Origin of the sequence: Ciceribacter azotifigens, assembly GCF_048159625.1 — a bacterium.
GTDB lineage: Bacteria > Pseudomonadota > Alphaproteobacteria > Rhizobiales > Rhizobiaceae > Allorhizobium > Allorhizobium azotifigens.
Genome location: NZ_JBLQTA010000021.1, coordinates 28,250 through 53,397, shown reverse-complemented (window position 1 = coordinate 53,397; position 25,148 = coordinate 28,250). Strand labels below are relative to the sequence as shown.

The following is a 25,148-nucleotide window of genomic DNA, read 5'->3' as shown; positions in this document are numbered from 1 at the left end:
AGCGGCCATGTCCGTCGCGAGTCGATCCACCCTCGTGGTTCACGGCCGCCTCGCCATGCGGGAACGCCGCCTGGCGGCGGCGCGCGCCGGCCGCCACGGCCTGCAGGTCATGTCCTTCGAGCAGGCGGCGGTGCGGCTGGCCGGAGGTTTTGTCCGGCCGATCGATGACGAAAGCCTGCGCGCGGCGATCCAGGCCGTGCTGACAACGACGCCGATGGGCGAGCTCGAAGGCATCAAGTCGCTGCCCGGCATGATTGATGCGGCCGCGGACACCCTGCACAAGGCCTGGCGCGCCGGTATCAACCTTGCGGCGCGCGCGGACGAGCATCCGCGACTCGAGGCCATCGCGCGGTTGGAGGCGGCAGTCCTGGCGCAGCTTCCCGCCGGCGTGATCCGGCCCATCGACATCGTCGCCGCCGCGACCAGCCGTATCGCCCATGCGCCCGCCGTTCTCGGCCCCATGGAGATCGCCGGCCTCACCGAGCTCTCGCCCATCTGGCGGCCGCTCCTTGGGGCGCTCACCGCGCATATTCCCGTGCAATGGACGGCCGGGCCGCGGCCGGCGCCAGCCTGGCTGGAAGGCACCGGTGTCGCGGTGTTGCGCGCACCCTCGGAAACCCCGGAGGTCAGCGCGGTCAGCGCCGCGACGGCCTATCACGAAGCCATCGAGGCCATGCGCTGGGCGCGGTCGCTCCTCGCCTCCGGGCGGGCGGCGCCGTCTGACATCGCGATCGCCACTGCCTCGCCCGCCGACTATGACGATCACTTTCTCGCCCTGCGCGCGGACGCCAATATCGACCTGCACTTCGTCCATGGCGTCAGGGCCGTCACCACCCGTGAAGGCCAGGCGGCCGCCGCGCTGGCCGATATCGCGGTTCGCGGCCTGTCGCAGTCCCGGCTCCGCCGCCTCGCCGCCCTGTGTCGGGACTCCGCGCCGTTTGAGTCGCTTCCCGAAGGCTGGCTGCGCGTCCTGCCGGCCGATGCGCCGATGTCGACGCCGAACGCCTGGAACCGCTTGCTGGGGCGATTGAAGTCCGAGGACTGGCCGGATGGCGCTGATCACACCCCGGCCTTGCGCGCAGCCATCGACCTGCTCGACAAGGGGCCGGACACAGCGCCCGAGATCGGTGAGGCCTTCCTCACTGGCCGCGCGCTCGCCATCTGGCGCAAGGCCCTTCTCGCCGGGCCGGCGGCCTCGATCGACGCCACCCTCGAAACCCTGAAGCAGGACGACGGGCTGGAGGCGTGCGTGTCCGTCGCCTGGATGCCGGCCAGTGCGCTCGCGGCCTCGCCGCGCCGCTTCGTGCGGCTGATCGGCCTCAACTCCTCGCGCTGGCCGCGCGGAATCGCCGAAGACCGGCTGATCCCGGACCATATCATCCCGACCGCCGAGCTCGACCCGCTGCCGGTGAGCCTCGCCGATCGCCGCGATTTCGAGACGATCCTGGCGACCACGGACGGCGAAGTCGTCCTCTCGCGCGCCCGGCGCGACAGCGACGGGCGCCTGCTGGGACGCAGCCCGCTGCTCGCCGGGCATGGCGAGGAGGTCTATCTCCGCCGCAACGCCGTGCCGGCCCACGCCTTCAGCGAAACCGACCGCCTCATGGCCCGGCCGCAGGAGTTCAGCGCCGATCCGCAGGCGGTCAGCGCGCAAGGCTGCTGGCGCGACTGGCGGCGCACCGAGATCACGGCGCATGACGGGCTCATCCGGCCCGATCATCCGCTCATTCTGGCAATCCTGGCCCGCACCCAGTCGGCCAGCTCGCTCCGGCGTCTGCTGCGCAATCCGCTGAGCTTCACCTGGGTCTATGCCTTTGGCTGGCGCGTGCCCGAAAGCAGCGCCGAGCCGCTCGTGCTCGATGCGCTAGGCGTCGGCGATCTGGTTCACGTGGTTCTCGACCGCGCTTTGCACGACCTGGAAAGCGCCGGTGGATTGGCATCCGCCGACGCCGAAAAGGTCACGGCGGCTGTGGACCGGGCCGCAGGGGTTGTCGCCGCCGATTGGGAGAGCGAACGCGCGGTCCCGCCGGCCGTCATCTGGGGGCGCACCCTGGATGATGCCCGGCTGTTGGCAGGCCGGGCTCTTGCATATGGCGATGCGCATCTGCCGGGTGCCCGCTCCTATGGCGAGGTGCCCTTCGGCGGGGCCGAGCCCAAGTCGGACGCGGCGACCCCGTGGGATCCTGGCGTACCAGTCACGATCCCCGATACCGGGTTCAATATCGCCGGCTATATCGACCGGCTCGACATCGCGGGCGACGGCAAGCGCGCGCTCGTTCGCGACTACAAGACGGGCCGGGCTCCCCGGGCCGCGATCCGGCTGAACGGCGGACGGGAGCTTCAGCGCTGCCTCTACGCCTTCGCGGTGAAGGCGCTGCTGGGCGATGACATCGCGATCAGCGCCTCACTGCTGTTCCCGCGCGAACAGGTCGACCTCCAGCTCGACGATCCCGAGGCGGTGCTCGCTGAGATCACCGGCTATTTGAGTGCGGCCAGGATCAGTTTCGCCGGCGGCGCCGCACTGCCAGGCCCCGACACGGGCGGCGACTATGACGACCTCGCCTTCGCCCTGCCGGCGAACGCCAGCGCCACTTACTGCAAACGCAAGCTGCCGGCTGCGACCGAACGGCTCGGTCAAGTCGCTCAAATCTGGGAGGCGGAATGATGAGCAGCGTGTCAAAGGCCCTCAAGGATGACGGCGCGCGCCGCGACGCGATCAGCCTCCATGATCGGTCGATCCTCGTCGAAGCCGGTGCGGGCTCTGGCAAGACCGCCGTCATGGCCGGACGCATCGCCGTCATGCTCGCCGAGGGCGTCGCTCCGCGGGCCATCGCCGCCGTCACCTTCACCGAGCTGGCGGCCAGCGAGCTTCTCTCGCGCGTCCGCGAAATTGTCGCCGACCTCTCGGCCGGCGACGTCGCGACCGAGCTGCGCGTGGCGCTGCCCGAAGGCCTGTCGCAGGCGCAGCGCGACAATCTCGCGACCGCGAGCGCCGCGATCGACGAAATCACCTGCTCGACCATTCACGGCTTCTGCCAGCGCCTGATCAAGCCCTACCCAGCCGAAGCCGACATCGATCCCGGCGCCGGCGTCATGGACCGCAATCAAGCCGATCTCACCTTCCTTGAGATCGTCGATGGCTGGCTGCGGGAGCGTCTGTCCGGCGACCAAGGCGGCATCCTTGCCGAAATGGTGTTGCACAGCCCCGGTGAAACCGTGGCGCTCGTCCATAAGATCGCCGAGAATATGCGGCGCCGCCGCACCCTCGCGGCGCCGCCCGTCTCCCCGCTCGACGGTCATCTGGCGGCGTTCCGGCAGGCGACAGCGGATTTCGCGGCCTTCATGAGTGGAGCGGCGGCGACCGAGCCGGAAACTGTCGTGATCGTCGAGCGGCTGGCCGAGATGGCGACCGCGCTCGCGGCCGGTCCCGATCCCACGACACCCTCGGGCTTGGTTGGGCTTCTGACCTCGCGTCCGCACCCGGACCTTTGCACCAAGGCAGGCACCTTCGCTTCCTATCGCAAGAAGGGCAAATGGACCGAGGCGGCGAAGCACGCGGGCCTCTCCAAGGCAGATGGCGAGCGGCTGAACATCGCCGCCGAAGGCCACTACACCGCCTGCTGCGATGCCTGGACTTCGCTTCTTCAGGCGGCGGCCAGCCAGGTTCTGGCGGCGCTGATCGAGGAGGCGCGTCCGATCCTGCAGCGCTATCGCGACCACAAGCGCGCGAGCGCCCAGCTCGACTTCGATGATCTAGTCTTTGCCGCGCGCGATCTGCTGTGCGACCATGATGATGTCCGCCGCGCACTCGGACAGCGCTTTGCGCGCGTCCTGGTTGATGAGTTCCAGGACACCGATCCCCTGCAAACCGAAATCTTCTGGCGGCTGTGCGGCGATCCGGTCGATGGCGATCCTGACTGGACCCGGTTCCTGATCCGGCCGGGCGCGCTTTTCCTGGTCGGCGACCCCAAGCAGGCGATCTATCGCTTCCGCGGCGCCGACGTCAGCGCCTATGTGCAGGCGCGCGAGGCCTTTCACGCTCAGGATCCCGACAGCCTGCTGTCGATCTCCACCAATTTCCGCTCCTGCGCGTCGATCCTCACTTTCGTCAACGAGCGCTTCGAGACCGTGCTGTCGGCGGATGGCCAACCCGGATTCACGGCCCTCGACCCGTTCCACGACGACCCGGGCGACGGCCTGTGCGTCGCGGCGCTCGACATCGCTGTTGCCGACGAAAACGGCAAGGCCAGCGCCGAGCAGCAGCGCGACGCCGAAGCCGGCGCCGTGGCCGAACTGTGCGCGCGCTTGATCGGCAGCCAGCCCATCATCGACCGGCGCAGTGGTGCGGAACGACTTTGCCAGCCGGGCGACATTGCCTTGCTGGCGCCGACCGGCGCCGAACTGTGGCGCTATGAGGAGGCGCTGGAGCGTCGCGGCATTCCGGTGGCGACACAGGCCGGCAAGGGGCTGTTCCGCCGCCAGGAGGTCCAGGACCTAATCGCGCTGACCCGCGTTCTCGCCGACCGGCGCGATACGCTGGCGCTCGGCGCGCTGCTGCGCGGCCCGCTGGTCGGCCTCACCGAAGAGGAGCTCCTGGATATCGTTTGGACGCTGCCGCGCTCCGAGGAACAGCCTGATAGGATTCCCCGTCTCGATCTCGGCGTCGATCCCACCACCGTCGCTCATCCGCTCGCACGCGAGATCATCGAAAAGCTGCAGACGCTCTACCGCCGCAGCAACAGCACGACGCCGCACGAGCTTCTCTCGCAGGCCGTAGACGTGATGCGGGTTCGTCCCATCCTTCTCGAGCGCCATCGCGGTCAGGCCGAACGCGCGCTCGCCAATGTCGATCTCTATCTGAGCCTGTCGACGGGCTACGCCGTGCGCGGGCTTCGCGCCTTCGCCGAAGCGATGACCGCAGCCTGGACCGACGAGGCGCGCGCCGTGGAAGGCCGGCCCGACGCGCAGGAAGAAGCCGTCGCGCTCTTCACCATGCACGCGGCCAAGGGCCTCGAATGGCCAATCGTCATCCCCGTCAACACCATGACGGGCGTCATGGCGCCCGACAGCGCGGTGATCGACCGTCAGACCGACACGTTCTATTGCCCGGTTCTCGGCGTCGCGCCTGAGGGGTATGAGACCGCGCGCCAGGCGGAAAAGGACGAGTTGGATTGCGAACGCATCCGGCTCTGGTATGTCGCGGCGACGCGTGCCCGCGAGCTCCTCGTTCTGCCCCGGCTCGATACAACGCCCTCGAGATCGGCCTGGATTGGTCTCGTCGATCTGTCGCTTGCCGATCTGCCCGGCCTCGATGTCTCGCATCTGCCGCTCGGGGAGGCAGTCGCCGGCGCTGGCGCGGGCAATACCCAGACGCGCGACACCTTCGCGGCCGAGGCTGCGGCCATCGCCGCCCGGCAGACGCGCCTCACCTGGCTGGCGCCGAGCCGCGACGAGAGCACGTCCGGCGCCCTGCTCCAGGAGGAAGAGGCCGGAATCTGGATGGGCTCGGGCGATGACCAGCCGCGTGAACTTGAAGCGGCAGTCGCGGTCCAGGGCGGCCGCGAGCGCGGGCTGATCCTCCATAAGCTCATGGAGGAAGTCCTGACCGGAGAAACCGATGCGGTCACGCCGGCCTTCACCGAACGCGCCAACGTGCTCATTCGGGCGCTCGGCCGTTCGCCGGTTGCCGATCCGGCGACAGGTCTTTCGGCCGAGGAACTGGCGGGCTGTGTCATGCGGACCCTGGCTCTGCCCGAGATCGCGGCATTGCGCCCGGCACTGCTAGCCGAGTTTCCCGTTTACGCCGCCCGCGCGGATGATGGCGAGGAGACCGCGACCGCTGGCATCGCGGACGCGCTGACCTTGACTGCCGAGGGTCGCCCCGGCGTCGTCGTCGACTGGAAGAGCGACGTGAACCCCGATCCGCAGACGCTCGATCACTATCGCTCGCAAGTTCGCGCCTATCTCGACATGACCGGCGCCGAGCGCGGGCTGATCGTGCTGATGACCGCGGGCGCCGTGATCACCGTCGCGCCCTCGGCTCCAACAATGGTCATTGACGCCCGACAGCAGACCTCAGGTGCCTAGTGAGCCTGTTTCCTTCAGCTCCAGCTCGAAAGACCGACAGCCCTTTTTGAACAACGTTGGCCGTATATATTTCTACCGAAGGGACCAGCCTAATCTGGCAGCAGGCGATCTTTCGATCATGTGACTCGCGAAAGGTGTTGTATGCTCTGCACGGTGAGTTTCCCCGCAAACTGGATCAATGCCTCACGATTTGAAGCGGCGCTGCGGGATTCGTGCGGACCACACAACAACAACACGACAGAGGTCGTTTTCGCGTTTCCTGTCGGTTGCAAGATCATGGTCGATGGCGCGATCCGTCTGCTTTCACTTGCCAACCAGCTCGCCTACACGACACGCCGCGTGCGCCTGAATTTCGAAGAGGGCGAATCCGGAACCATGGGCTACCTGAACCGGATGGGCTTCTTCGATCACCTCTCAACCGATGTCGAAATCCTGCCTTCAAGGCCGTTCTATTCCGGGGCGCGCCTTCATCGGGGCGGTAACAGCATGTTGGTCGAGATCGCCCGAATCAACAAGGATGAGCGCGACGAGGAGTTACCGACCCGCTTGAGCGACGCCATTTCCTATGCATGCAGCAGCCGTCTAGACGTGGAGGAACTCAAAGGCGCCACCTGGACGATCTTCGCCGAACTTATCGACAACATTTTCTCGCACAGTGCCACGCAACTGGACGGCTATGCGGCTCTTCAAGTTTACTCGGGCGGCAACCGTCTTTCTGTGGCCGTCTCCGACAGCGGCCTAGGCATCATGCAGACGCTGCGACCGTCCTTGCGCACCGAGTTCCCCAAGCTGGCACAGCTCTCGGATACGGACCTGCTTGTGGAGGTCTTCCGCCAAGGGCTTTCCCGTCATGGGGCCGACCGGGGTTGCGGGTTGAAGGGCTGCGCTGCCAAAGCGATCAAATTCGATGCGTCGCTGGACGTGCGCCTTCCAAACCAGCGCGTCCTGCTAAAGCCAGCCCGTGGCGCTTATGAACCAAACCGCGCCTATTGCTACGAAGGCCTGCCGCTGCTGTGGGGCACACATATTGCCTTTGCCTTTGGGCTGGGTGCTTGACGTCTCACCCGAATCTGATTAAATGAACCCGATGAACGAGGTGACGACGCGGGTGCTTCCCCTGATTTCATACATGGACCGCCCTGAAGGATGGGGGCGCAGCCAGGGACGAGAAGTCTATCAGCGTCTGCTCGGCTTTGTGGAAGACCACGCCGGCACGGTCGTCTTCCGCGTATCGATGAAGGATGTAAAGCGCGTGGACATATCCTTCGCGTCCGAAACCATCATCGAACTGGCCCGGCGATTTCGCCGTACCAAGGGGTTCTGCCTAGTCGATCTGACTGATCCCGACATGATCGAGAATATCGATGCGGCAGGCGAAAAGAAGGAACAGCCAGTGCTGGTGTGGCAGGGAAAGAACGCAACACTGATTGGCCTTCAGCCGAGTGAAGGCACGCGTGAGGCGTTTCAGTTCGCGATGAGCCGTCCGCAGACACGCGCGGCAGAATTTGCGGCGCAAAGGAACCTCTCGATCGCGAATGCCAGCATGAAGTTCAAGCAACTCTGGGAACAGGGCTTTCTTCTCAGGCGCGAAAGCGCCGCCGACACTGGCGGCGTCGAATTTGTCTACTGCCCTGTCGGGTAATTTTTTTGAGAGCCGTTAAACAGATTCATTGAACGAGATCGAAAGGGAGGACGATGCAAATGCCAAACACAACCGAGCCGCACAAGCGCAAGCCCAGGCGGCGCATCACAACGCCCGCAAGGGCAGAGCAGGAAGAAGGACCCCATGACCGCTAAACTCACATTTCATCCGCTCGGCAATGCCGACTGCACGCGCTTCGATCTTGCCGACGGCCGAAAGCTGCTTGTGGATTATGCCGACATGCGCAACCCCGAAGACCCATGGGATCGGCGCATCGATCTGCCGACCGAATTGAAGTCTGACCTGCGCGCTGCCAAGCGCGACTACTACGATGTCGTGCTGTTTACCCACCTCGACGACGATCATTGCTGCGGGTCCGGGGATTTCTTCTGGCTTGACCATGCCGCCAAGTATCAGGGTGAAGGCCGCATCAAAATCCGGGAATTGTGGGTCCCTGCTGCCGCCATCCTCGAAGAAGGTTGCCAGGACAGCGCGCGCATCATCCGGCAGGAGGCCCGCTACCGCCTCAAGGAGGGCTACGGCATCCGCGTGTTCTCCCGACCCGCGAAACTGAAGGAGTGGCTGGAGAAGAACGGCCTGACCTTGGAATCGCGCGCGCATCTTATCACCGATGCAGGGCAGCTCGTGCCGGGGTTCTCGACTGCCGGGCCGGAGCGGGTGCAGTTCTTCATCCACAGCCCGTTCGGCTGGCGGCAGGATGATAACGGAATCGTCGACCGCAACCAGGACAGCGTCGTGTTCCAGGCGACCTTCCTTGAAGGTTCGCGTGAAACTCACGCGCTGTTCATGTCCGACATCAACTACGATTCCATCGATCAAATCGTGCAGACCACAAGGCGTCACAAGCGGGAAGATCGGCTGCGCTGGGATATCTTCAAGATCCCGCATCACTGCTCGTACCTGTCAATTGGCCCCGAGAAAGGTGAGGACGAGACCAAGCCCACCCCCGACGTGAAATGGCTGTACGAAGCACAGGGTCAGCCGCGCTGCACGATGATGTCCACCAGCAAGTCGATCCCGGTGAAGGGCAGCGCTGAAGACAAAGATGTGCAGCCGCCGCACCGAGAAGCGGCCAACTACTACAAGCGTGTGGCCAATATGAAGGACGGAGCCTTCAAGGTCACGATGGACCTGCCCTCATCAAGCAAGCCCAAGCCCTCGACCATCGAAATCACCGAGCGGGGCGCGACGCTGCTGTCGGTGTCGGCAACGGTCGGTGCGGCCAGCGTGATCTCGACCCCGGCGCGGGCGGGCTAGCGCATGACCTTGCACGCGTGGTGGACCAGCTTCGGTGCTGAAGTCGCCGACATCGGTGAACTGACGCCGGTTCTCTCAAGAGAACTGGCGTCCCTCGCCGTGCAGGGATCGCTGCCCGGTATCACCCTTGCTGGCCTGCGACAGTCATCCGAAAGCGGCCACGCCGCAGTAGCCTTGGATGTCGATGTCGAACGTCCACAGGACCTGGCCTACCCGATCAAGGCCGTTGAACCCGTTGCCGTCGTATTCCCCTTCACCGAGGGTCCGTTCAGCGTTGTATCGCTGCGTCCGGACTTCCCCGATACGCTGCATCAGAACTGGTCGCCGCCGGGCGGCCCTTGTGCCCTGTGCATAGATGACCGCCCATGGGCTGAAGCCCGACTGACTGTGTCCGCCCAGGACATCGCGCGTCGTATTCAGCTTTGGCTCGCCAGGGCAGCGCGGGGCGAATTGCACGACCCGGCGCAACCACCCGATCCGTTGTTCTTCAGCTCGCAAATCGGCCTGATACTTCCTGCCGCCGCGCTGATCGAAGGACAGGAGCCTATCGAACTAGCGGGCATGATACGGCCCGACAACGAGAACCTTATCATCTCGCGCCCCGCCGTGCCGAATGATCCTCATCCCCCAGCCTTCACGGTGCTGGCGTTTCAGGCCGAGCCGCAGGCCATGGCCCGGCTTCGTCATGCGCCGGACACGCTCACGGCACTTGCTGCCGAGCTTGAGCCGCACGGCATCCGCCTCATTGACCAACTGAAATCGCGCCTGAAGACATGGAAAGGCCTTGGTCCGGACCATGTGCGCCGCCTTTCAACGCGGCTCGCCATTGTGGTCGCCTTTCCGATCGCTGTCGGAGAGCGGCCCGGCGTCAATGACGTCCGCGCGTTCCTGACCTACGACACCGCCGGGGACATCGGGGTCGCGCTCGGCGTGCTCTATGCCAACAATACCGGCGTCGGTGATAAGCGCGGCTACATGCTGGCCTTTCCGGAAGGAGCAGCCAGCTCCGACCCGTCACGCATCGAGCCGGCTCAGGTGCATTTCGCGCTGAACCGCGATCTCGCCGCAGCCGTTGCGGGTCACGCAGGGCCCGACCGCCGTCGTGCGGTCCTGATCGGTGCAGGTTCTCTCGGCTCTCAGCTCTCTGCCGATCTCGCGCGCGAGGGCGCGTTTGAATGGACGATCATCGATGAGGATCATCTCCTGCCGCACAATCTCGTGCGCCACGCCCTATTTGCCACAGATATCGGCGCACCAAAGGCCGCCGCGCTCGCACACCGGCTTTCGGGGCTCCTCGGCGAACCTGTGGCGGCCATTGCCTGCAACGTGCTGAAGCCGGATGACCAGGCTGCGCCCAAGTTCGCGGCCGCACTGAAGGACGCCGATATTATCATTGATGCTTCCGCGTCCGTTGCGGTCTCCCGGCACTTGTCCGATCTGCCGGATGTGACGGCGCGCCGCGTCTGCGCTTTCTTCAATCCCGCCGGAACCGCAGTCGTCCTTCTCGCCGAAAGCGCTGACCGCGCGCTCACCCTGCGCGATCTGGAGGCACAGTATCACCGGTTCATACTGACGGAGCCGTCTCTGGCGAGACATCTCGGCACAGACGGTCCCGGCGTGCGCTACACCGGATCCTGCCGAGCTCTGACCAACCGCATTCCGGCAAGCAATGCCGCCATCCTGAGCGCGCTCGCGGCCAAGGGTATCGCGTCAGCGCTGGCGGACGATGGTGCCGCCATCACCATCTGGACTCTGTCCACCACGGGGGAAGTCCAGCGTGTTCAGCGAAAGGGCGCGGCAGTCACCCGTGTCTCCTTCGGTGCATGGACCGTCTCCTATGACGCAGACCTCCTTGATCGTCTTGCCACCATGCGGCACGCGAAGCTGCCGAATGAAACGGGCGGGGTTCTCCTGGGAATCGCGGATATGAGCCGTCAATCGGTCCACATCGCACACGCGCTCCCGGCCCCGGAGGACAGCCGCGCCTCGCAAACCGGATTTGAACGCGGCGTCGCCGATCTAGCCGGACAGGTCAGCGCGGCGGTTGCCGCGACCTTGTATCAACTTCGCTATGTCGGGGAATGGCATTCGCACCCCGACCGCGCGTCAGCCATGCCCAGCAGCACCGACATCGTCCAGCTTCTCTGGCTCGGGCAGGAACTGGAGAACGAAGGTCTGCCGGGGCTCATGGCGATTGCGGCGCAGGATGGGCATTTTACGTTTGCCGTCAGCGGTGCAGGTCTCACGGATGCTGGAGGCGCGTCGTGACAGGAGCGGATGCTCCGGCGACACCACAGCGTAGTGATCTTCAGGGCCTTTTCGAGGCCCAGGCCGGACGCAACGATTTTCTGACCGGAGGCAAAGTCGAGGATGTCATCGGTCTGTGCCTGTCCGGCGGCGGCTACCGTGCCATGCTCTATCACGCGGGCGCGTTGGTGCGGCTCAATGAGTTCGGCTTCCTGCCGCGCCTGCGTGAGATCGCGAGCGTCTCGGGCGGCTCCATCACGGCAGGCGTACTCGGCACGGCATGGTCCCGGCTGAACTTTGACGCGAATGGTCGCGCGATGAACCTGGATGAACAGGTCATCGGTCCGATCGCCCGCTTTGCGACCGTCGGCGTCGATGTGAAGGCGATTCTTCTGGGTCTCCTTCCAAGCTTCACCGCAGCAGGCGAAGTGGCCAAAGCCTATGACCGCCACCTGTTCGGTGGAGCGACCCTGCAGGACCTCCCCGATAAGCCGCGCTTCACGTTCATGGCAACCAATCTTCAGACCGGAAGCGGATGGAGGTTTGCCAAGGACTACGCCGCTGATCACCGCGTCGGTCGGATCGACCATCCGCGTCTGGCTCTATCCTGCGTCATTGCTGCATCGTCCGCGTTTCCGCCGTTCCTATCGCCCGTCCGGCTCAACTTTGAGAGCGGCAGCGTCAAACCGATGGACGGGGCCGATCTACACAAGGCACCTTTCACGCAGCAGGCCGTGCTGACCGACGGCGGCGTGTACGACAATCTCGGTCTGGAACGCATCTGGCGCCGCTGCCGCACCGTTCTGGTCAGCAATGCCGGCGCCACCATGCCTGAACTTGGCTCACCGACGGGCCGTTGGTTCGGCCAAGTCTATCGGGTCCTTAACATCGTCCAGCAGCAGGCGGAAAACTCCCGCAAGCGCCTGCTCTTTGGCGTTCACAATCTCAAACAGCGTCATGTTGCCTTCTGGAGCATCGAGACCCCGATCAGCGCCTACGGCCTCGAGGATGCGGTTTCGCTTCCGGACGACGCCGCATTGCTGGCAGCCCGCCTGCGGACCCGCCTCAATCCCTTTTCTCCTTCCGAAATCGAACTGTTGCTAAAGGTCGGCTACGCCGGGGCCGATGCCAGCCTGCGCGCTGCAGGTCTTGTAACGAAAGCGCCCGCCGCAAACATCGATGCAGCGAATCTGGCACAGTACTCCGGACAGAAAGGCGGTCGCAACGTTTCGCGGGCAGGAAACCCATGAGTTTCACAATCAAGGGACTAGATGATCTTCAGCGCGAAATGCAGTTGCCGTCCGACAGTTGCTGAAGTGCTGAATGGCAAGATTACGACGATCAACTTTGCCCCGTCGGATCCGACCTGCGTCGAGCGAGCCATCATTGACATGAAACTGGCAATCGATCGCAAGGGGTCCGGCTGCTGCGGCAGCCTTGCGGCAGCCTATTGAGGAGCTAACACCACGCCTCTCGCCTGCCGCTCCATGTCCGGGCGAGACCTTCTCGAACCAGTTGGTCGCCGACGTCCGCGCCGTCGACCTGAATCACCGCAAGCGTGCGGCCGTATCGATCGTTCCCCTGCCGGAACAGCTCGACGCGCCTACCTTCCATGATCTCGGCGAGCCTATGCTTCGCCTGCTGGGCCAGTTCGGATTCGTAAGTGCATTGACCGTCGATCTCAGGAGCGTCGATGTTGAAAATGCGCACGGACTCCGCCCGGCTGGTCGGCCCCAGCCGTATAGAATCTCCGTCCCAGACCCGGATTTCCGCCGGCTCGCAGGACAGCACGCAAAGCATGACTTGAATGACAATGTGGCTGTTCATCATCATCTGCAGAGTTTGCGGAACACCGACCGACACGATCCCGACCGATCCGCCGGATTGATCCGGATAGTCGGTTCAAGCTGCGAAGACAATTCCGTTCGCCTCGTCGAGCGCCCCACCATGAGGGGGTGGACGTCGCCCTTCGGGCCGGGCTGTCGGCAAAGCTGAAGCCCCGACAAGCGGGTCTTCCCCCTCCGGGCTTCCATCCCTGACGCGAGAATAGGGGCAAGTCGTAAATGCCGCGAATACGTTTCTGCGTCTCTACGCCTTTGAACGGGCGAGAGTGAGAGTGCGGACCGGGTTTGCCGTGACGGGTTGAGGGCTGGAGGAGAGGCCTCCGGCGCCCGTCGCGGAGACCTGCGATGTCCAGACATGCTGTTCGCGCCCGTTCCGGCTCCGACCGGACGAGCCTCTATGACGAAATCACCGGAAAGATCCTCGCCGAGCTGGAGGCCGGCCGGCTACCCTGGATCCAGCCCTGGGGCACGGCAGCGGCGAAAGCGCCGCTCGCCATGCCGAAAAACGCCGCCACCAGCCGAGCTTATTCCGGCATCAATGTGCTGATCCTCTGGGGTGCTGTGATCGAGCGTGGCTTCCCCGGCCAGAGCTGGCTGACTTTCCGTCAGGCCCTCTCTCTCGGCGGGAATGTGCGTAAAGGTGAGCGCGGAACGACGGTTGTCTATGCTGATCGATTCATTCCCGACGACGAGAAGAAGCGGTCGCGGGAGACCGGCGAAGAAGCCCAGGCGATCCCGTTCCTGAAGCGCTTCACGGTTTTCAACCTGTCGCAATGCGAGGGCCTGCCCGACGACCTCGCCATTGTCGCGCCGCCGCCCGAACCCGGCCTGATCGAGCCGAAGGTGGAGGCGCTGATCAAGGCGAGCGGGATCGATTTCCGTATCGGAGGTAACCGTGCTTTCTATGTGCCGGCGCACGATTATGTGATGGTCCCGCCGCCCCAGGCCTTCTTCGAGCCCATCAACTGGCATCGGACGGCCCTGCACGAATGCTCCCATGCCAGCGGGGCGCCGCATCGCCTGAATCGCGACCTTTCCGGTTCCTTTGGCACGAAGAAGTACGCCTTCGAGGAGATGATAGCCGAGATTTCAGCGGCATTTTGCTGTGCTGCGCTCGGCATCGTGCCGACCGTGCGCCACGCCGACTACATCGGCTCCTGGGCCGAGGTCCTGCGCGAGGACAATCGCGCCATCGTCCGTGCGGCGTCGCAGGCCAGCAAGGCGGCCGACTGGCTGCTAAAGTTTGTGCCCGAAGATGGGCGGCCTGCTCCAGTGCCCGCCGACGCCGACGAGCGGGAGGCAGCCTGATGCGCGCGCCGTCTCCATCGCGCCGGCGAGGCCACCGGCAGAAGGCTGCGTCATCCCCCGCGGCCGGTGATGCATCCGCGCGGGCGCGCAAGCCATCGACACGCTGGCGAGGGAAATATCTCTTCGACAATGCGGCTGAGTTCCTCGCCGGGGCGCATCGCCTGCGTGCGGCGGGCGATTCCCATTCGCGCGAGGTCCTTTTTCATCTCATCGGATGCGCCGTCGAACTGTCGCTGAAATCCTACCTGCATTTCCGGGGGTGGAACGATGACCGGTGCCGCCATGAGGTCCGGCACGATCTGGTCAAGGCATTGGCCGCCGCGGAACGGCTCGGATTGCATCGGCGCCACCCGGAGGTGCGGATGCTGACGCGGATCTTGTCGCCCTACTATCGCTGTCATCGCATCCGCGAGCTGGCGAAGCGCAACCCGGCGCCGATCTCGCCCGAACGGGCGCTGCGGGCGGCCGAGGGACTGCTCGACGATGTCCTGGCCGCCGTGGCGGAGCGTCCCCGTCCCAAGGGCTGACCGGATGCCGGTGTCTGTAGCGCACGGGCTGCGGTTCCTTCCTCCTTCACCCCTCGGCCTTCGCTTTCGCCGCCGCGAGAGGAAGAGGGCCGAGGGGATTTTCGTGACGGGTTGGAGGCCGGGAGAGAGGCTTTCGGCCGCCCGTCGCGGAGAAAATCCCGATGGCTACTGCCGTTCAGAAGATCACCCTGTCGTCCTCGCGCGACATCCCCTTCAACAAGCTGGTGCTCAGCCAGTCGAACGTCCGGCGCGTGAAGGCCGGCGTCTCGATCGAGGAGTTGGCCGAGGACATTGCCCGGCGCGGCCTGCTTCAGGGCCTCAACGTCCGCCCCGTGCTCGACGCCGAAGGCAAGGAAACCGGCATGTTCGAGATCCCGGCCGGCGGCCGCCGCTACCGCGCGCTCGAACGGTTGGTCAAGCAGAAGCGCCTGACGAAGACCGCGCCCGTGCCCTGTGTGGTGCGCGATCCAGCCTCCGGCATCCTCGCCGAGGACGATTCGCTCGCTGAAAACTGCCAGCGCGCCCCGCTTCATCCGCTCGACCAGTTTCGCGCCTTCCAGACCCTTCGCGAGAAGGGCCAGTCCGAGGAGGAAATCGCAGCCGCCTTCTTCGTGCCCGTCAACGTCGTCAAGCAGCGGCTGCGGCTCGCGTCCGTTTCGCCGGCGCTGCTCGAAACCTATGCCGAGGACGGCATGTCGCTCGAGCAGTTGATGGCCTTCACCGTCTCCCCCGACCATAGCCGCCAGGAACAGGTCTGGGAGGCGCTCCGCAGTAGCTGGTCGAAGGAGCCCTATCAGATCCGCCGCATGCTGACGGAATCGACGGTGCGCGCTTCCGACAAGCGCGCCGTCTTCGTCGGCATCGACGCCTATGAGGCGGCTGGCGGCATCGTCCTGCGCGACCTGTTCCAGTCCGACGATGGCGGATGGCTGCAGGATGCGGCGCTGCTCGACCGGTTGGCCGCCGAGAAGCTGAAGGTCATGGCCGACGAGATCGCCAATGAAGGCTGGAAGTGGATCGAGGTTGCCGTCAGCTTCCCCTATGGCGTGACCCACGGCCTGCGCGAACTGGAAGGCACGCCGATCGATCGCACGACCGAGGAACAGGCGACCCTCGATGCCCTGCGCGCCGAGTATGACAAGCTCCAGGCCGAATATGAGGACGCGGACGAGCTGCCGGAAGAGGTCGATGAGCGCCTGGGCGAGATCGAGACCGCCATCGACGCCCTGGAAACCCGTCCCGTCCGCTACGATCCGGCCGATATCGCGCGCGCCGGCGTTTTCGTCAGCATCGATTCCGACGGCTCGCTGCTCGTCGACCGCGGCTATGTGAAGCCCGAGGACGAGGCTCCGGCCACCGATGGTGGCGAGGATGGTGACGGCAAGACGGCGGGCGATCCCGACGGGGACGGTTCCAGCCAGCGGACGATCATTAGCATCGGCGGACAGCCCATCGAGGCGGATGACGAGGAGGAAGACGCCATCAAGCCCCTGCCGGACCGTCTCGTGATGGAGCTGACCGCCGAGCGCACGCTGGCGCTCAGGGACAAGCTTGCGGGCGACCCGGCGACCGCCTTCCTGGCCGTGCTGCACAAGTTCTGCCGCGACGTCTTCTCGCGCTACAGCGCCCACAGCGTCGCGATGGAAGTCGCGGTACGCGGCACGGTGTTTCAGGCGCAGTCGCCGGAACTGCGGGACATGCCCTATGCGCGTGCGATCGAAGCGCGCCACAAGGATTGGGAAGCGCGCCTGCCGGCTGACGTCGCCGACCTCTGGGATGCGCTTACCGCGCTCGCCGGCACCGAGCAGGCCGAACTGTTCGCCCATTGCGCATCGTTCGGCGTCAATGCGCTCTATGAGCGGGCCGACCGCTATGGTGGCGGCGCGATCTCCGCGCATGGGGTTCAGTTGCGCCTTGCCGAGGCCGATCACCTTGCCCGGGCCACCGGCCTCGACATGGCCGTGGCGGGCTGGCGTCCGACCGTCGGCAATTATCTCGGCCGCGTCACCAAGGCGCGCATCCTCGAAGCCGTGCGCGAAGGCGCGGGCGAACGGGCCGCGCAGCTCATCGACCATCTGAAGAAGGGCGATATGGCGAAGGAAGCCGAGCGGCTGCTCGCCGACACCGGCTGGCTGCCCGAGCCGCTGCGCCTTGCCGGTGCCGAGCTGGCTCCTGACGTGGCGACGACGGAGGGAGAAACCGAGGCGTTGCCGGACTTCCTCTCCGACGATGACGACGAGTCTTCCACCAGCGCCGACGGCGAGGATGACCCGGCCCGCATGATCGCAGCGGAATAGCCGAACCAGGCGGGGCGGCCCCGGCCGCCTCGCATCCCTTCACCCCATCCGCTTATCCGAGCCCGGCCCTCCGCAACGGGAAACAGCCGGGCTCCTCTCGCTTCAGGAGCCTCGCATGGCCGACTATTTCACTCATTTCTCATGCCTGCTTGATGTCGGCACGCCGCAGAACGCAGCCCGCGCGCTCGACCTCTACAACAGGCTGTCCGACGACGGCGTGGCGGAAGACCCGCCCTCCGACGGCTTCCAGCTTTCGATCCAGCCCGAACATGGCGGCACCCAGCTCTGGATCCGCGATGACGTGACCGGCGACCCGCAGCGCGTCATCGACTTCGTGCTGCTCTGTGCGAAAACCTTCGGCCTCACCGGCCGCTGGGGTTTCCAATACGCCAACACCTGCTCGCGTCCGCGCACCGATGCCTTCGGCGGCGGCGCGCATGTGCTCGATCTCGGCGCCGGCCAGTCCGTCGCGTGGATTGGCACGCACGGATGGCTCGCCGACATGCTCGTGGGGGGAGGGTCGGACGATGCCGAGGATCGTTGAAACCACCGTCTATCAGCTCGGCGAGCTGTCCGTGGAGGCGCAGGAGAAGGCGCGCGCCTGGTTCCGCGAAAGCATGGACACCGATGGTTGGTACGAATTTGTCTACGAGGACTTCGAGGCGATCTGCGCCATTCTTGGGGTCCGGCTCAAGACCCGCGCCGTGCGCCTCGATGGCGGCGGCACGCGGCAGAAGCCGTGCGTTTATTTTCGCGGTTTCTGGTCGCAGGGCGATGGCGCCTGCTTCGAGGCCTTCTATTCCCATGTGAAAGGCGCCGCTCACACGATCAGGGCGCACGCGCCGCAAGATGGCGAGCTTCACCGGATAGCGGACGCCTTGCAGGCGGTCCAGAAGCGGAACTTCTATCAGCTTCGCGCCGATGCCACCCATCGCGGCCACTACTATCACGAATACTGCATGGCGATCTCGGTCGAGCGCGATAGTCCGACCTGCCAGGACATGACCGCCGATGCGGGGGAGGCCGTGACGGAGGCGCTGCGCGATCTCGCCCGCTGGCTCTACCGCCAGCTCGAACGGGAATATGAATACCAGACCTCGGACGCCGTGGTCGACGAGGCGATCATCGCCAACGGTTACACCTTCACCGCTTCCGGGCGACGCTTCGGCTAAGCGCCAACGGTCCATCATCGGTCCGGTCAGAGGAAGAGGGCCGCCGGGACGGGTTCGAGCCGGTGCGGTCGAGAGAGAGCGCCAGCCGGTTCGTCCCGTCCCGCTCTCCTCGAGGTTCCCTCCATGACCACTGTCTCCGCATCCGCGGCCGCCCTTGCGGCCACGTCTATCCCGCTCGCCCCTGTCACCGATCCGGCCGCTCGCATGGCCGAGGCGGCGCGGCTTCTTCTCCCCCATCTCGAACGCGGCCAGCGCATCGACGCGGGCGTCCTGCGCACCGCCATGGAGACGGCCTTCGGCGCCTCCGATGCGACCGGCGCCTGGGACTGGAAGACCGCCTATGACGCCTGCGAGGCGGCGACCGTGCTGTTCCTGCGCAAATACGGAAAGGCGCTTTCCCGCAAAGCCGGCTCTCCGGCTGCCATGCTGCCGATGCTGGCGAAGATCGCCGGCCTTCTTCCCACCCACACGCGCCGTTCGGCCGAGAGCGAGACCTTCCAGCAATTTTCCACTCCGATCCCGCTCGGCCTCGCAGCTGCGACCGCCGCGTCGATCACCGCCGCCGACTGCGTGCTGGAGCCCTCTGCCGGCACCGGCCTGCTCGCCATCCTGGCTGAGATCGCGGGCGCATCGCTGATCCTGAACGAGCTGGCCGAGACCCGCGCCGGTCTCCTCTCCCACCTCTTTCCGGCCAATCCCGTCACCCGTTTCGATGCCGCGCAGATCGACGATCATCTGGATGCGGCCGTCGTGCCGTCCGTCGTGCTGATGAACCCGCCATTCTCGGCGATGGCGAACGTCTCGGGCCGGATGGCCGATGCCGCCTGTCGTCATGTCGCCTCGGCACTGGCGCGCCTGGCCGACGGCGGGCGGCTGGTCGCGATCACCGGCGCAAACTTTTCTCCCGACAACCCGGCCTGGGTGGCGGCGTTCATTCGCCTGCAGGCACGCGGGCGCGTGGTGTTCACCGCCGCCATCGACGGCTCGGTCTATGCCAGGCACGGCACCACCATCGACACGCGCCTGACCGTCATCGACAAGCTGCCTGCCGATGATCCGGCGGTGTTCCCGGTCCCGCCAGGCGTCGCGCCCGACGTCGCCACGCTGCTTGGCTGGATCGACACGCATGTTCCGGCACGGCTGGCGGTCGCCGCTTCCTCAGGCGTTTCCGCCATTCCCTCCATCACGAATACCACCGCTCCGCGCATCGTTCGGGGATATGCCGCACGGCCATCCACTCCCGTTCCGACCAGCCTTGCCGAGCCCGACGGCGTCGAGCTCGACTATGAGACGGTGGACTGGACGCCGGCCGAGGGCGCCCGGCTGACGGACGCGATCTATGAGGAATACGCTCTTCAGTCGATCCGTATTCCCGGCTCTCAGGTCCATCCGACCAAGCTGGTGCAGTCGGCCGCGATGGCCTCGGTCGCGCCGCCCAAGCCCAGCTATCGGCCGCGCCTGCCGGCCAACATCGTCACCGATGGTCTCCTGTCGGACGCCCAGCTCGAGACCGTGATCTATGCCGGCGAGGCCCATGGCGAATTCCTCGCCGGGTCCTGGACCGTGGACGAGACCTTCGACATGGTCTCGGCCGCGCGTGACGATGCGCCGAATGCCGTGCGATTCCGGCGCGGCTTCATGCTCGGCGACGGGACCGGCGCCGGCAAGGGGCGCCAGTCGGCCGGCATCATCCTCGACAACTGGATGCAAGGGCGTCGCAAGGCGGTCTGGATCTCCAAGGCCGATCTCATCGAGGACGCGCGGCGCGACTGGTCGGCGCTCGGCATGGAGCGGCTGCTGGTGACGCCGCTGTCCCGCTTCCCGCAGGGCAAGCCCATCATGCTCCAGGAAGGCGTCCTATTCACCACCTATTCCACGCTGCGGTCCGACGAGCGCGGCGAGAAGCTTTCGCGAGTCCGGCAGATCGTCGAATGGTTGGGCTCCGACTTCGACGGAGTGATCATTTTCGACGAAAGCCACGCCATGCAGAACGCCGCCGGCGGCAAGGGCGACCGCGGCGAACAGGCCGCCTCGCAGCAGGGACGTGCGGGCCTTCGCCTCCAGCACGCGCTGCCCAATGCCCGTGTGGTCTATGTATCCGCCACGGGCGCGACCACCGTCCACAATCTCGCCTATGCGCAGCGGCTCGGCCTCTGGGGCGGAGAGGATTTCCCCTTCACGACCCGGACCGAGTTCGTCGAGGCGATCGAGGCCGGCGGCGTGGCGGCGATGGAAGTTCTGGCGCGCGATCTCAAGGCGCTCGGTCTCTACACGGCCCGGTCGCTTTCTTATGACGGCATCGAATATGAGCTGGTCGAGCACCAGCTCACGCCGGAGCAGACGCGCATCTATGACGCCTATGCCGGGGCTTTCGCCATCATCCACAACAATCTGGATGCGGCGATGCGGGCCGCCAACATCACCGGCGAGCATGGCACGCTGAACCGGCAGGCGAAGTCGGCGGCGCGCTCCGCCTTCGAATCCACCAAGCAGCGCTTCTTTGGCCATCTGCTGACCTCGATGAAGACGCCGACGCTGATCCGCTCGATCGAGCGCGATCTCGAACAGGGTCACGCCGCGGTCATCCAGATCGTCTCGACCGGCGAGGCGCTGATGGAACGGCGCCTTGCGGAAATTCCGACCGAGGAATGGAACGACGTCCGGGTCGACATCACGCCTCGCGAATATGTTCTGTCGTACCTGCAGCACAGCTTCCCGGTGCAGCTCTATGAACCCTTCACCGACAGCGAGGGCAACCTGTCGTCCCGGCCGGTTTTCCGTGACGGCCAGCCGGTTGAAAGCCGCGAGGCTGTCGCCCGCCGCGATCGCCTGATCGAGAAGCTCGCCTCCCTGCCGCCCGTTCCCGGCGCGCTCGACCAGGTCGTACAGCATTTCGGCACCGACACGGTGGCGGAAGTCACCGGCCGCTCCCGCCGCATCGTGCGCAAGACCGGCGCAAACGGTATCGACCGCCTGATGGTCGAGAATCGCGCCGCTTCGGCCTCGCTTGCCGATGTGGCCGCCTTCATGGACGACCAGAAGCGTGTGCTCGTCTTCTCCGACGCGGGCGGAACGGGCCGCAGCTACCATGCCGAGTTGTCGGCGCGGAACCAGCGGCTGCGGGTCCATTATCTGCTCGAGCCGGGCTGGAAGGCCGACGCCGCCATCCAGGGCCTGGGGCGGACCAACCGCACCAACCAGGCGCAGCCGCCCCTCTTCCGGCCGATCGCCACCGACGTGAAGGCCGAGAAGCGCTTCCTGTCGACGATCGCGCGGCGGCTCGACACCCTCGGCGCGATCACGCGCGGCCAGCGCCAGACCGGCGGCCAGGGCCTGTTCCGGCCCGAGGACAATCTGGAAAGCCCCTATGCGCGCGACGCGCTGCGGCAGCTCTACCTGCTGCTGGTGCGTGGCAAGGTCGAGGGCTGTTCGCTTCAGATGTTCGAGGATGCCACCGGCCTCTCGCTCATGGACGCGAACGGCATCAAGGACGAATTACCGCCGATCACCACCTTCCTCAATCGCCTGCTGGCGCTGACCATCGAACTTCAGGGCATCCTGTTCACAGCATTCGAGCAGCTTCTGAATGCCAGGATCGAAGGCGCCATTGCATCTGGCACCTATGACATGGGGCTGGAGACGCTCAAGGCCGAGAGCTTCGTCGTCACCGGCCGGCGCACCATCCATGTCCATCCCGGCACCGGCGCGGAAACCCGGCTGCTGACCATCACCCAGCGCGAACGCAACCGGCCGGTCGCGCTCGACCAGGCCCTGGCCCATCTCTCGGATCGTCGCGCCGTGCTGCTCGTCAACGAGCGTTCGGGCCGGGCGGCCGTTCGGATCCCGACCAGCAGCGTGATGCTCGACGATGGCGAGATCGAACGGCGCGTCCGCCTGATCCGGCCGATGGAGGCGCACAACATCCCGGTGAAGATGATGGGCGAGACGCACTGGATCGAGGCCGATGAAGTCACGTTCGCAAAGGCCTGGAACGCTGAGCTGGCCGAGGTGCCGGAATTCTCCGACAGCACCATCCATGTCGTCGCCGGCCTGCTGTTGCCGATCTGGAAGCGCCTGCCGCACGAGTCGACGCGCGTCTATCGGCTTCAGACCGATGACGGCGAGCGCATCGTCGGCCGCCGGGTTTCACCGGCATGGGTTGCGGAAGCGACCGCCACCGGCGCCACGACGCTGACGCCGGACGATGCCTTCGCGGCCCTGATCGACGGCAGGACGATCCTCGACCTTGCTGAAGGACTTCAACTGCGCCGGGTTCGCGTCATGGGCGCCCATCGCATCGAGTTGTCGGGCTTCACCGACACCATGCGTGACCGGCTCGGCGCATACGGCCTGTTCCACGAGATCATTTCGTGGAAGCTGCGCATGTTCGTACCGACCGATGCGAGCGGCGCCGTTGTGCTGGCGAAGGTGCTGGAGCGCTACCCGGTCGAGCGCGTCTCCGAACGGGAGGCTGCGTAAATGGCTCGCCACGACGCATCCGAACTGGCGCGACGACTTGCCCGCCAGGCCGAGGCGGTGTGCCGGCACTATCTGCCCGCCGGTCATCGCGAGGGCCGCTACTGGCTGGTCGGCGATGTGCGCAACACGCCCGGCCGCTCCATGTTCGTCCGACTCACCGGGCCGGAGTCCGGCAAGGGCGCGGCGGGGAAATGGACCGATGCCGCAAGCGCGGAACATGGCGACCTGCTCGACGTCATCCGAGAAAGCTGCGGTCTCACCGATTTCAAAGACGTTGCCGATGAGGCCAGGGCCTTCCTGAGCCTGCCGCGTCCCGAACCCGAACCGGACCGTCAACGGCGGCCAACGACGGCGCCCACCGGATCGTCGGAGGCCGCGCGACGGCTCTTCGCCATGTCGCAGCCGATTACGGGCACAGTCGCAGAAGCGTACTTACGGAAACGCGGCATCACGGCTTTGCACGGAACCGGATCACTCCGCTTCCACCCGCGCTGCTACTATCGGCCCGACGAGTATTTGCCGACCGAGACCTGGCCGGCGATGATCGCCTCCGTCACCGACCTCGCAGGCCGGATCACCGGAGCGCATCGCACCTGGCTTTCTCCCGATGGCGACGGCAAGGCGCCGATCGACACGCCGAGGCGGGCAATGGGCGACCTTCTCGGCCATGCGGTCCGGTTCGGCGTGACGCAGGACGTGATGGCGGCAGGTGAAGGCATCGAGACCATGCTGTCGCTCAGATGCGTCCTGCCGACCATGCCGATGGTGGCCGCGCTCTCGGCCGCCCATCTCTCAGCCATCCTCTTTCCGGACATCCTGCGCCGGCTCTACATCGCGCGCGACGACGATCCGGCGGGCGACGGCGCGATGGCGGCATTGATCGACCGAGCCGAACAGGCCGGGATCGAGGCGATCGTGCTCTCGCCAGCGCTCGGGGACTTCAACGAGGATCTGCGGGTGCTCGGCATCGATGCGCTGCAGGCAGGAATCCGCCTCCAGATCGCGCCGCAGGACGTCGCCCGCTTCATGGGGCTGGCAGCGTAGCCGGAACGGGGGTGCGGGGCGACCCGCCGTCAACCGCGTCGCCGGATGCTCACCCATCGAAAGAGGACCGCGCCTCGGCCTTCGAGAGGGCGATCGGCCGTCAAACGGTCCGGCCAGGCAACCTTGGAGCCGACTATTTTCCGGCGGCCCTTCGGGCCTTTCCATCGCGAGCCAAAATAGTCGGCCCCTTCGGCCCTCCGCTGCGCTTCGGCCCTGCGCTGTCGCTCCGGGTGCCAGTCCGGCCCGCCCGACGGCTTCGTCGCCATGAAGGCCGCGACGGTCGCGGTCCAACCGACGGAGCATCCCATGAGCGAGCATGACGACCATGAACCGCACCACACCTCTTCCTCGACCGACCACGTCCTGACCGAACTCCAGCTCTACGGCTACCGTCCCTTCGCGGACGAACCCGATCCGCGACCGCTCCCCGAGGGCAATATCGTCGCCGGCGCCATCGCCGACATCTTTGACGCCCTGATCGTCACCTTGGGCGACACCCGCCTCGAGCCCGACCTGGACGATCTCCTCTGGTCTACCGTCAACGTCTTCCACCGCGCCGCCGAGCGGATTGCCCGCGACCTCGACGACAATGAGCAGGCGCAGCGCCGGTCCCAGCGGGAGCAGGATGGCACCGAGGTCAAATCGGTCGAACTCGAGCGCCTCATCGCGGAAGGCAGGACGCTGGTCGAGCGGCAGGATGCGTTCGAGCTGATGCGAGACCAGGCCGGCGAGCACTACGAGCGTCACGCCGGCAAACCCTGGCTCCCGCGCAACGGCTCGAAGGTCAACCACCGCAATCTCACCTCGGCGATGATCGACAGCCGCGACTTCCTCGCCGCCAGAAAGCGCGCCGAGCAAGAAGTTCTCCTGCCACCCGGTCCGAAGATCGCAGTCACGGGCGGGCTCGAATTCAACGATCACCGGCTGATCTGGGCGAAGCTCGACCAGGTCCACGCCAAGCATCCCGACATGGTTCTGATGCACGGCAAATCGCCGAAGGGTGCCGAGAAGATCGCCTCCCGCTGGGCCGACCACCGCGGCGTGCCGCAGATCGGTTTCGCGCCCGACTGGACGAAACACGGTCGCGCCGCGCCTTTCAAGCGCAACGATCAGATGCTCGAAGTGCTGCCGATCGGCGTGATGGTCTTCCCCGGCACCGGCATCCAGGACAATCTCGCCGACAAGGCGAAGAAGCTCGGTATCCCGGTCTGCAGGTTCGGCGG

17 protein-coding genes are annotated in these 25,148 nt (G+C 65.9%); 16 read left to right on the top strand and 1 reads right to left on the bottom strand.

From position 1 onward, the window contains the following. Positions 1-7: 7 nt before the first annotated feature. From ACM6UT_RS21235 to ACM6UT_RS21200, 8 genes are all read left to right on the top strand, one after another. Entirely contained in the window at positions 8-2,665 is a 2,658-nt protein-coding gene (locus ACM6UT_RS21235; RefSeq protein ID WP_416799322.1) for a PD-(D/E)XK nuclease family protein, read from the top strand. Continuing rightward, the gene (locus ACM6UT_RS21230) at positions 2,665-6,087 is read left to right on the top strand and encodes a UvrD-helicase domain-containing protein (protein WP_416799321.1); all 3,423 of its coding nucleotides are present in this window, start codon (positions 2,665-2,667) and stop codon (positions 6,085-6,087) included. The genes ACM6UT_RS21235 and ACM6UT_RS21230 overlap by 1 nt, the downstream gene beginning before the upstream one ends. A gap of 141 nt (positions 6,088-6,228) precedes the next feature. Beyond that, positions 6,229-7,143, top strand: a complete 915-nt coding sequence (locus ACM6UT_RS21225; RefSeq protein ID WP_129609361.1) for a sensor histidine kinase — start codon at positions 6,229-6,231, stop codon at positions 7,141-7,143. Between the two features lie 22 nt (positions 7,144-7,165). Next, the gene (locus ACM6UT_RS21220; protein ID WP_107394291.1) at positions 7,166-7,729 is read left to right on the top strand and encodes a hypothetical protein; all 564 of its coding nucleotides are present in this window, start codon (positions 7,166-7,168) and stop codon (positions 7,727-7,729) included. Positions 7,730-7,873: 144 nt separating this feature from the next. Then, positions 7,874-9,007: a ComEC/Rec2 family competence protein gene (locus ACM6UT_RS21215; protein WP_416799320.1), complete on the top strand. Its 1,134-nt coding sequence runs from the start codon at positions 7,874-7,876 to the stop codon at positions 9,005-9,007. A gap of 174 nt (positions 9,008-9,181) precedes the next feature. After that, entirely contained in the window at positions 9,182-11,275 is a 2,094-nt protein-coding gene (locus ACM6UT_RS21210; protein WP_416799319.1) for a ThiF family adenylyltransferase, read from the top strand. After that, complete coding sequence (locus ACM6UT_RS21205) at positions 11,272-12,504, top strand: patatin-like phospholipase family protein (protein ID WP_129609363.1); 1,233 nt, start codon at positions 11,272-11,274, stop codon at positions 12,502-12,504. The genes ACM6UT_RS21210 and ACM6UT_RS21205 overlap by 4 nt, the downstream gene beginning before the upstream one ends. A gap of 21 nt (positions 12,505-12,525) precedes the next feature. Further along, complete coding sequence (locus ACM6UT_RS21200; RefSeq protein ID WP_129609364.1) at positions 12,526-12,708, top strand: hypothetical protein; 183 nt, start codon at positions 12,526-12,528, stop codon at positions 12,706-12,708. A gap of 4 nt (positions 12,709-12,712) precedes the next feature. Here the strand turns inward: ACM6UT_RS21200 and ACM6UT_RS21195 are convergent, their stop codons facing one another. Next, entirely contained in the window at positions 12,713-13,087 is a 375-nt protein-coding gene (locus ACM6UT_RS21195) for a thermonuclease family protein (protein WP_416799318.1), read from the bottom strand. Between the two features lie 356 nt (positions 13,088-13,443). Between ACM6UT_RS21195 and ACM6UT_RS21190 the strand changes: the two genes are divergently transcribed. From ACM6UT_RS21190 to ACM6UT_RS21155, 8 genes are all read left to right on the top strand, one after another. Next, complete coding sequence (locus ACM6UT_RS21190) at positions 13,444-14,406, top strand: ArdC family protein (protein ID WP_107394287.1); 963 nt, start codon at positions 13,444-13,446, stop codon at positions 14,404-14,406. Continuing rightward, positions 14,406-14,933 (top strand): hypothetical protein, encoded by a 528-nt coding sequence (locus tag ACM6UT_RS21185; protein WP_107394286.1) that lies wholly within the window; start codon positions 14,406-14,408, stop codon positions 14,931-14,933. Before ACM6UT_RS21190 ends, ACM6UT_RS21185 begins: the two co-directional genes overlap by 1 nt. A gap of 161 nt (positions 14,934-15,094) precedes the next feature. Further along, positions 15,095-17,230, top strand: coding sequence for a ParB/RepB/Spo0J family partition protein (locus ACM6UT_RS21180; RefSeq protein WP_416799317.1), 2,136 nt, complete (start codon positions 15,095-15,097; stop codon positions 17,228-17,230). A 115-nt stretch (positions 17,231-17,345) separates the two neighbouring features. Continuing rightward, positions 17,346-17,774, top strand: a complete 429-nt coding sequence (locus tag ACM6UT_RS21175) for a hypothetical protein (protein ID WP_107394284.1) — start codon at positions 17,346-17,348, stop codon at positions 17,772-17,774. Beyond that, entirely contained in the window at positions 17,758-18,402 is a 645-nt protein-coding gene (locus ACM6UT_RS21170; RefSeq protein WP_107394283.1) for an antitoxin of toxin-antitoxin stability system, read from the top strand. Before ACM6UT_RS21175 ends, ACM6UT_RS21170 begins: the two co-directional genes overlap by 17 nt. Before the next feature lie 123 nt (positions 18,403-18,525). Beyond that, positions 18,526-22,881: a strawberry notch-like NTP hydrolase domain-containing protein gene (locus ACM6UT_RS21165; RefSeq protein ID WP_416799316.1), complete on the top strand. Its 4,356-nt coding sequence runs from the start codon at positions 18,526-18,528 to the stop codon at positions 22,879-22,881. Next, on the top strand, positions 22,882-23,925 hold the full coding sequence (locus tag ACM6UT_RS21160) for a DUF7146 domain-containing protein (RefSeq protein ID WP_107394281.1): 1,044 nt from the start codon (positions 22,882-22,884) through the stop codon (positions 23,923-23,925). A 306-nt stretch (positions 23,926-24,231) separates the two neighbouring features. Further along, on the top strand, positions 24,232-25,148 hold a 917-nt coding region (locus ACM6UT_RS21155), incomplete at its 3' end, for a DUF2493 domain-containing protein (protein WP_416799315.1).

Excerpts from the sequence above, each read along its gene's own strand:
- ACM6UT_RS21235 (WP_416799322.1), top strand. The coding sequence starts at position 8 with ATGTCCGTCGCGAGTCGATCCACCCTCGTGGTTCACGGCCGCCTCGCC.
- ACM6UT_RS21230 (WP_416799321.1), top strand. The coding sequence starts at position 2,665 with ATGAGCAGCGTGTCAAAGGCCCTCAAGGATGACGGCGCGCGCCGCGAC.
- ACM6UT_RS21225 (WP_129609361.1), top strand. The coding sequence starts at position 6,229 with ATGCTCTGCACGGTGAGTTTCCCCGCAAACTGGATCAATGCCTCACGA.
- ACM6UT_RS21220 (WP_107394291.1), top strand. The coding sequence starts at position 7,166 with ATGAACCCGATGAACGAGGTGACGACGCGGGTGCTTCCCCTGATTTCA.
- ACM6UT_RS21215 (WP_416799320.1), top strand. The coding sequence starts at position 7,874 with ATGACCGCTAAACTCACATTTCATCCGCTCGGCAATGCCGACTGCACG.
- ACM6UT_RS21200 (WP_129609364.1), top strand. The coding sequence starts at position 12,526 with ATGATCTTCAGCGCGAAATGCAGTTGCCGTCCGACAGTTGCTGAAGTG.
- ACM6UT_RS21195 (WP_416799318.1), bottom strand. The coding sequence starts at position 13,087 with ATGATGATGAACAGCCACATTGTCATTCAAGTCATGCTTTGCGTGCTG.
- ACM6UT_RS21190 (WP_107394287.1), top strand. The coding sequence starts at position 13,444 with ATGTCCAGACATGCTGTTCGCGCCCGTTCCGGCTCCGACCGGACGAGC.
- ACM6UT_RS21185 (WP_107394286.1), top strand. The coding sequence starts at position 14,406 with ATGCGCGCGCCGTCTCCATCGCGCCGGCGAGGCCACCGGCAGAAGGCT.
- ACM6UT_RS21180 (WP_416799317.1), top strand. The coding sequence starts at position 15,095 with ATGGCTACTGCCGTTCAGAAGATCACCCTGTCGTCCTCGCGCGACATC.
- ACM6UT_RS21175 (WP_107394284.1), top strand. The coding sequence starts at position 17,346 with ATGGCCGACTATTTCACTCATTTCTCATGCCTGCTTGATGTCGGCACG.
- ACM6UT_RS21170 (WP_107394283.1), top strand. The coding sequence starts at position 17,758 with ATGCCGAGGATCGTTGAAACCACCGTCTATCAGCTCGGCGAGCTGTCC.
- ACM6UT_RS21165 (WP_416799316.1), top strand. The coding sequence starts at position 18,526 with ATGACCACTGTCTCCGCATCCGCGGCCGCCCTTGCGGCCACGTCTATC.
- ACM6UT_RS21160 (WP_107394281.1), top strand. The coding sequence starts at position 22,882 with ATGGCTCGCCACGACGCATCCGAACTGGCGCGACGACTTGCCCGCCAG.